Raw genomic sequence first — 7,475 nt, 5'->3', positions numbered from 1 at the left:
GAACACAAGGCCTCGCCAGACGTTGGACTGGCGAACCCCACTGGAAGTCTACGCCGAGGTGCTCAAGAAATCCGTCGGCGGACCGAGCACCCTTCAATAGCGTTGCACTTGGAACTTGAGACCGCCCATGTTCATCAGTGCGTCGATGCTCATTGCGATATCAGTTATAGCCATCTCTTTTACTTATTCACTTACATTCGCCATGCGTGCATATTGGAAGAGCACAGACTTTAGGACCCATTACCTAAACCTGTTTTGGGAAGAAAGAAAAATACTTGATCGGTTTATATTTCAGTCTTTAGAAAACAAGGACCTAATTCAAGTAACGTTGTCTTCACGAAAGTGCTACGTAGGTCTAATATCTAAGATACAAGAACCAAACGAAGAATCTACGGGGCATCAGCATATAAGTCTCATCCCCATTTTGAGTGGGTATCGCGACAAGGATAAGTTAAGCCTTATATTTTCAAACGAGTATCCTAAAATTCCTAGCCGAGATGTAATAAACTATAATGACATTGTTATAATACCAACCATTGAAATAGTAAGCATTAGTGGATTTGACCTTCAAATATATACTAAAACTGCGGACAACCTATCTGAAACTGATTTAAAAAAAGCTCATTGATTTACTCCTAAACTTTTCAAGCAGCCATTTTACGCTTAATCTTTCTAACAACAACCCCGCTTGATGACAGCATCTGTTTAGTAAATCATCTCGCTTCCTTCTATCTTTCCAGCTATGAGTTTTATCATCCAACTCAATTACTCTCACCACTCCCATCGAATCATTATCACAAATCACGAAATCAAAGTGCCACTGTGACACCTGCCGAAACAGAGCCATCCACTCGCGGCTTCGTTCTTTGTAGAGAGCGGTATTCGGCTGAATGACGTCGACCACCCGCACCTGACAGAATACGTAGTGAGTGTCGCCATATTTGTGCTGTAGGACTTTGAAAAGGATCTGCTCGGACTCAGTGAGTAACCGCCCTTTCTTCACATAGGCATCGCCAAGCTCTATCAACTCGGCAGCGGTCACTTTCGCCGGCCGTTTCTTTGCCTTGCCACGGTATCCCTTCTTGAACCCGCTAATCAGCGCCCAAGAGATCAGTTTCCTCGATAGGCTTTTTAGCGTTGCTAAGAAAGCGATACCTGAAATAACGAGCACAACAAACACAATAGCCACGTCCGTGACTAGATCGTTCAGCTGCATTTTTCCCCCGATGCCCGTTATTGCTTTTTATCTGTATTCCAGGTTCATCCGTAGATCCTTGGGATTCTTGAGCGTCTAGCGCGCCCTCTCCCTTGTCCCGCCCATCACTCGCTCCCTGTTCCCTGTTCCCTGTTCCCTGTTCCCTGATACCAGCGTGCGGCTACTCGCCCCGCGATCCTGTATCCGTTCCTGTCGGCTTGAGCCGATCTCTGGTCCGTTCTATCTCCGGACTCACCTGTCCCGCTTCCTCGATGGGCTGGTCATTCATTAGCAACATCGTGTACTGCAGATAAACAGCCGTGATTCCGCATCACCTTGAACGAAGGCTCGTTTCGTCCGTTCTCCACATTGATCAACGTCTGCGTCGGAATCCCTGTCAGGTCACAGAGCGCCTGACGACCAAGCCCTTCCGCCTCTCTAATTTCCCAGATTTTTTCGCCGATGGGGCTTAACGCGTATTCCATATGGGATACCCATTTGAGGCGTTCCAAAAGAGATACACCATAGGTCTACTTTTGTTTACATCAAACAAGAACATACCACAGCGAGCCAAAACGAGCCGATACGACAATGGAAAAGAATAGCGCGTCCCAGGCCCGGCCCTCGTGCCACTAATGACCAAAGAGCGCTTCTCGGAGCCAACAGGCCTCTTCTATAGCGCCATCAAGGTTTAGCTCTCGCTCGGCAACCTTCCGCTGTTTAAGATCGGCTATTACCACATAGTCAACGGCGGCTTCCTCCAGGCGGAATGCTTCGACGAGGAGGAATGGTCAAGAATTTTGTAACCTTAACCCAAGTTATCTTTACGCAATCACACGCGGGTGTAGCCTGCGCTGGCGAGTCGGGCAGCATGGGCAAGGAAGCCGGCACCTTCGGGAGGCATGGATTCGCCCCTGCTCGGCTCGCATCAGCTAAAAGCGACCATGAAAGCAGCACCAAGAGTTCCTTTGAGAGAACTCCCGCAGTCTTCAATGCCGTGACTGCACAAACCCGATCAAACCAAGAGTGCCAACACGCACCCTCGGCTTGTCGGTATTTTTTATGCCCGCGTCTCCGTTCCGCACAGGAGGCTCGCTCATGATCCAGGTCACGTTCGCCCCTCTCCTGCGGCACACGTTCGCCAGCCATTTCATGATTAACGGCGGCAACATTCTGGTGCTTCAAAGGATCTTGGGACATCAGTCGTTAGCGATGACCATGCGCTATGCGCACTTCGCACTCAACCACCTGTAGGAAGCAGTGAAACTCAATCCGCTGGCGCGGTTGACGCTTAACAGACACGCACAAAAAAACCGCCAAATTGGCGGTCTCTTGTAAGGCCAAAAAAGCCTTTTTAATCCAATCTCTAAGCTCTGGTGCCGACACCAGGAGTCGAACCCGGGACCTACTGATTACAAGTCAGTTGCGGGTTTTCGGCCGTGCAGCAAAACTGTTTGGTTCAGCTAACATAAAATTTTTAGCGCCACTCATGCAGAAACCTCTCCCTGCACTACATTGGCGCTATGAATCATGGCCAACCCCCACATGGATGTCAACCCACCCATCTTCATCGCGATAATTAGGAGGTGGAGGTTCCCCTCCCCCTCTGTCTGTTGATTCTCAAGCGACTATACCGGTGGCCTGGCGTTCAGGGCGCGACGCATGGATTCGACGTCGGGATGGACGTATTCCATCGTGGTGCGTATATCGGTGTGATTGAGTATATTTTGGGTGATGTGGATATTGCGCTCAGGGCTTTCCATGAGACTTGTCGCGAGGAAGTGACGGAAGCGGTGCGGAGACATCTTATAGCCTGTGAGATCCGAGAGGGCTTGAAAGAACCGCTCGACCTGCCAGGTATCCATCGTTGTACGTTTATGGCGATGACTGAATCGGTTCACATTGAATAGCTGGTCCTGTCTTTTAAAACCGGCATTATGCGCCGCCACGATTAACGTATGGAGATGCGGGTACAAACCATCAGGTATTGGGAGAATGCTCTCCGAGTGCGTTTTTGAACCCACTGCCGAGGCTCGAAAAACGCGCTTTTTGAGATTGACATCTCCCGCTTCCAGGTGAAGTAGCTGGTTTAGCCGAATCCCCGTATAGAAGAAAGTCTCCATCAGTGCCTGCCAAAACCAGGCCGGATGGATTTTCGATGCCTCCTCGTAGCAAATCTCATAACGGCGGCAAACGTCCAGAACCTCACGCGCGTAGCGGATCTGCAAGGGCTGGAGCGACTTCTTGGGCTGTTTTGGCTGTTTGACGGAAACCTCGCTAAAAGGGTTCTGAGTGCATGCGATCAGCTGATATTTTATCCCGAAGCTGTAGAGCGCCTTGAGATGGCGCGTGTAGTTATTCCAGCTGGATTCGGCTATGCCGTCCGGTTTATCCAGCGTGCGTATTATCGACACTCTCCACTCGATCACCATATGACGCGTGACCATACTGGGATAGGCTTCATGACCCAGATAGCGTCTGAATAACCGTACGACCGCGGTGTAGGTGCTGACGCTCTTGGGCCGAAGGTGCTTATCTGCTGCATAGCGGCTCAACAGCTCCAGAAACGACACATCATTCATCTAACTGTTCCCCTTCTCCTTTTGTGGTTTGCAGAGCCAATACCCAGTTGTCAGGCGGTATCTTCTGACTCACCTGTTGCGGATCCTTGATCAGGTACCCCTTCAGCAGTCGGGTCTTGTTCGGCCCCTCGACAGAAACGGTGTGTATGTTCTGTCCATGAGTCCTGACGTGCGCGCCCAGTTTCTGAAAACGTTTTTGAACCGTTTTCCACAGCTCTTCATTGCCCAGCACAACGTTACTGAAGCGCTTGAAGATCCCCGGGCTCACAAGGAAGTAGGTGCCGTCCACTGTATGAACGGGCGCATTGGTGTCATTGATGACGATCGAATGGTTTGCCAGACCCACCTTCAACCACTGCCAGAACTGCCCCCCGAGATCTGAATGATTATCATGCGCATCTGGTGTTTTAACAGATTTCACTGAATTTGGCCCGGATAAGTTGTCTGTTACTTTGCTTTCGCAAACCATGGATTCAATTGAGCTTTTCGGTTCGGACGTCCTGACTTCTGGAAAGAGCGCCATGATGTCGTCGTCGAGGGAAACATCCGATGAAGTGAAGCCACCCACTTGGGGACTAGGAGTAACAGATGAATTCTGCTTCTGCGGCTGCAGATCGCCGGTAACGTCAGCCTCGACAAGCTGATCCTTGCTCGGCTCGCTTTTTGTCTTCTGCGAGTTTTGGGGCTTATCAGCCGAGGCTTCCTCAGGAGCTCCGGCTCCCCGTACAGTCAATTCGCCATTGAATGACGCCGGCTTGCCCTCAACGCCCCAAATCAGCGTGGGTGGTACCTTGACCATGTTGAAAACCTGATTCCAGTCACCGTCAGTGATCTCACACTTCCAGACTGACTTGCCCTCGCTGACCTCCTCAATGAGACCGTGAGCCTGCAATTCGCCGTAGAGTCGGTTGAGGTCGGCCGGTATACTTTTGATCCCTTGGGCATAGAGGTGGGTCTTAAGCTCATTGACTACACGTGGCGATACCAGCCAGAGCGCTTCATCGGTGAGCCAGCCGGCCCCTCCCTTCTGGTTCAATTTGAACTGATCTTTGACCAGATAACGCAGCCCCTCGGCCAGCTTACGCTGGATGGACTCCGTCGGCGCAGATAGCGCCTGAACAGGATCGCCACCTAGCGCCTTGGCGACACTTGCCCGATCAGCCTGGTGGATCAACTCGGCAATAATGCCGCCTCGCTCGGTGTGACCGGCGATCGTGTACATCAGTAGTGCAAACAATCGGGGCTGGCTCATCAGCCAGTCCAATACCCTGCCCCCCAAAACTTGGTGCGCCAGCACTGGGTTGACGGCACTGTGGAGGTGGTATTCCCTCCCCGTGCGATAGCGAACGCGGTAAGGCTTAGGTATCACCCCATGCCACACGCGCCACTCGCTGCCGTCCTCGAGATGAATTTCGATGTCGACCAGCACCTTGGCCACGTCGTGCATCAACGAACCATAAATGATCGCTGCACTCCAAAGCTCGCCGGCGGAACTCTGATCCTCGGGCTTGGCATTGGGTGGCAAGAGGTGACGTTGCCGGAGACGAAGCCCGTAGCAGGCCATCTCGAGCGCGTGGTCGAGCATGCCTCCTGGATAGGCGTGGTGATGCGACTCGGAGGCCGGAAGCAACTGTACAAGCTCGGCATACCTTCCGATAGGAGCTAGTAGATACTCGTTGAATACTGGCTGCGTCAGGGACGTCGTGTCCCAGAGCAACTTGATCATCGATTGACGACGCGGGGTCGCGAGCAGCTCCCTACCGGTCTGAGGAAAGTGGAAACCCTCGGCGGCATTTGGAGTGTTGGCGGATCGCGCCAAGAGGCGTCGAAGCATTGGATTTCCTGAGACTATCGGGCTACAAGCTGATGTGACAGGGAATAAACGTCCAAGCGAAGGTAAAATGTTAAATCCAACGGCTAAGGTTTTTAGTTAGTATCTCCAATGAGAAAGCCATGACGACTAGGAACCACTGGAAAGCGGTATATCGAGAGAACGCACCGGGTAAAGTCAATTGATATCGTTCACAGCTGGATGAAGTTGGTTTAGCTCATCGAAGAGGCTGTCCTGGTCGTGGCACGCGAGTTCCTGAACACAAGGCTGTCACGCTCCAGCCTGCAACGCATGCTCAAACGGCGTGAGGTGCCGACACTGGCGGAACTGGCGGAATAGAGAAAGCCAATGGTCGCCACGCCTTAGAACTGGAGTGTCAGACGCATAATAGCGAAAATCGCCTGTTCAAGCCGGGGCGCCCACAGGCCAACGGGATGATCGAACGCTTCAATAGCCGTATCAGAGACGTGTTTGTAACGGGCCGCTATGAATCAAGCAAGGAGGACCTGGAATAGACGCTGAAACACTGCTGCTGGCAGTACAATTACCATAATCCGCAGAAGACGCTGCATCATCAATCAACGATAGCAGCGATGAAAGAACGGCAGACTAGACGGCCTGCATTATTGCACAGACGGGTAAGTAATCACTCGGACCCAACACGTAAGAAAAGGGTTCACTGCATTTCGCATAGAATTTCTTCGAAAAGTTTACCCAATGGAACCGAGCGCAGGGAACGTCGCTAGCAGCCAGTAAGATAACGCTGTCAGTTGGCCGGTAATTATCAGTATGCCCATGGTAAGCATAATGAGCCCCGCCACGATGTTCATAGTTTGCCCCCAGCGCCGTAGGAACCGCTGATGCTTAAGGAATCGGTCAAGCGAAAAGGCTCTCAGTAGGAATGGCATACCCAAGCCCAGCGAATAAATTCCAAGTAACGCCAAGCCGCCTGAAATATTGGCCGTCGAAGCGCTAACGGTAAGGATGGCGCCCAGGATCGGGCCAATACAGGGTGTCCAGCCGAATGCGAATGCGACACCGAGCCACTAAGCCGCGCCAGGCCCGCCGCCATCTTCTTTGAGCTTGCCGATGAAGCGCCATTCCCGCTGTAGCCAACGCATCGGGATAATGCCGGTCATGAATACACCAAACACAACGACAATGACGCCGCCAACAAGGTTCGCTTCCTGACGATAGACCAGTAACAGGCGACCGATGGTCGTGGCGCTCGCCCCCAGAACCAGAAAGACCGTGGAGAATCCGAGTACGAACCATATCGACTGGGCCAGCACCCTGAGCCGTTCACGTCGATCCGCTTCACGTATCTGGCTTAGCGAACGCCCGGCTACGAAGGAGAGGTAGCCAGGCACTAGCGGCAGAACACAGGGCGAGACGAAAGAGATCAGGCCTGCCAGGAAAGCCGTGAGCAGGCCGATATTGGCGATATCAAGCATTCAGAGCGGACGTTTACGCCGTCTCCTTGGACGCTGGATGAGAATCGATGCTGGCCTGAACGTTAGACGTCTCGCCCTGGTCGGCAGGCTTGTCTTTCTTGTCCTTGCATTTCATCATGCATAGGCCCAATCCACACATGACCACACACGGCAACAGGCCTATCAGTATCGGCGCTATGCCGAAGAGGACCAACTGGTCCCAGCCCATCGCGAGGCTAGCAGCAATTACCACGGCGCCTAAAAGCCAGAAGCGGCGCGGCCCTGTCAGTAGGCTTCGGAAGCCTGACTGTAGTGGTCCAATGACACCGGACATCAGCATAGGTGGTAATCTTGCCACCATTAGCGAGGTGTCTGATGAGCAGGAAACGACGATCTTTTACGCCGGAATTCAAGCAGGAAGCAGCCTGTGTGGT

4 protein-coding genes, 1 tRNA gene and 3 pseudogenes are annotated in these 7,475 nt (G+C 52.4%); 2 read left to right on the top strand and 6 right to left on the bottom strand.

Features of this window, described 5'->3' with window-relative positions:
* Positions 1 to 610: 610 nt before the first annotated feature.
* Entirely contained in the window at positions 611 to 1,216 is a 606-nt protein-coding gene (locus tag ACUN9V_RS19715) for a DUF2726 domain-containing protein (protein ID WP_445512646.1), read from the bottom strand.
* A gap of 260 nt (positions 1,217 to 1,476) precedes the next feature.
* Positions 1,477 to 1,680 carry a helix-turn-helix domain-containing protein gene (locus ACUN9V_RS19710; protein WP_445512645.1) on the bottom strand — a complete coding sequence of 68 codons (204 nt, stop codon included), beginning with the start codon at positions 1,678 to 1,680 and terminating at the stop codon, positions 1,477 to 1,479.
* A 637-nt stretch (positions 1,681 to 2,317) separates the two neighbouring features.
* Here ACUN9V_RS19710 and ACUN9V_RS19705 point away from each other — a divergent pair.
* Positions 2,318 to 2,449, top strand: a pseudogene (locus tag ACUN9V_RS19705) (tyrosine-type recombinase/integrase); the annotation flags it as partial.
* Between the two features lie 120 nt (positions 2,450 to 2,569).
* On the opposite strand, the gene ACUN9V_RS19700 reads toward ACUN9V_RS19705, so the two are convergent.
* From ACUN9V_RS19700 to mobH, 3 genes are all read right to left on the bottom strand, one after another.
* Positions 2,570 to 2,715 (bottom strand) — tRNA-Thr (locus ACUN9V_RS19700).
* 108 nt (positions 2,716 to 2,823) lie between these two features.
* Complete coding sequence (locus ACUN9V_RS19695; RefSeq protein WP_110648824.1) at positions 2,824 to 3,777, bottom strand: site-specific integrase; 954 nt, start codon at positions 3,775 to 3,777, stop codon at positions 2,824 to 2,826.
* Positions 3,770 to 5,611 (bottom strand): MobH family relaxase, encoded by a 1,842-nt coding sequence (gene mobH / locus ACUN9V_RS19690; RefSeq protein ID WP_445512644.1) that lies wholly within the window; start codon positions 5,609 to 5,611, stop codon positions 3,770 to 3,772. The genes ACUN9V_RS19695 and mobH overlap by 8 nt, the downstream gene beginning before the upstream one ends.
* Before the next feature lie 228 nt (positions 5,612 to 5,839).
* Between mobH and ACUN9V_RS19685 the strand changes: the two are divergent.
* Positions 5,840 to 6,273: pseudogene (locus ACUN9V_RS19685) on the top strand (integrase core domain-containing protein); the annotation flags it as partial.
* A gap of 45 nt (positions 6,274 to 6,318) precedes the next feature.
* On the opposite strand, the pseudogene ACUN9V_RS19680 reads toward ACUN9V_RS19685, so the two are convergent.
* Positions 6,319 to 7,062 (bottom strand): annotated as a pseudogene (locus tag ACUN9V_RS19680) (cytochrome c biogenesis CcdA family protein).
* Positions 7,063 to 7,475: the final 413 nt, after the last annotated feature.

The sequence above is a fragment of the Salinicola sp. V024 genome (assembly GCF_052645315.1).
The sequence above is the reverse complement of the archived record's forward strand: the minus strand, read 5'-3'. Positions and strand labels throughout refer to the sequence as shown.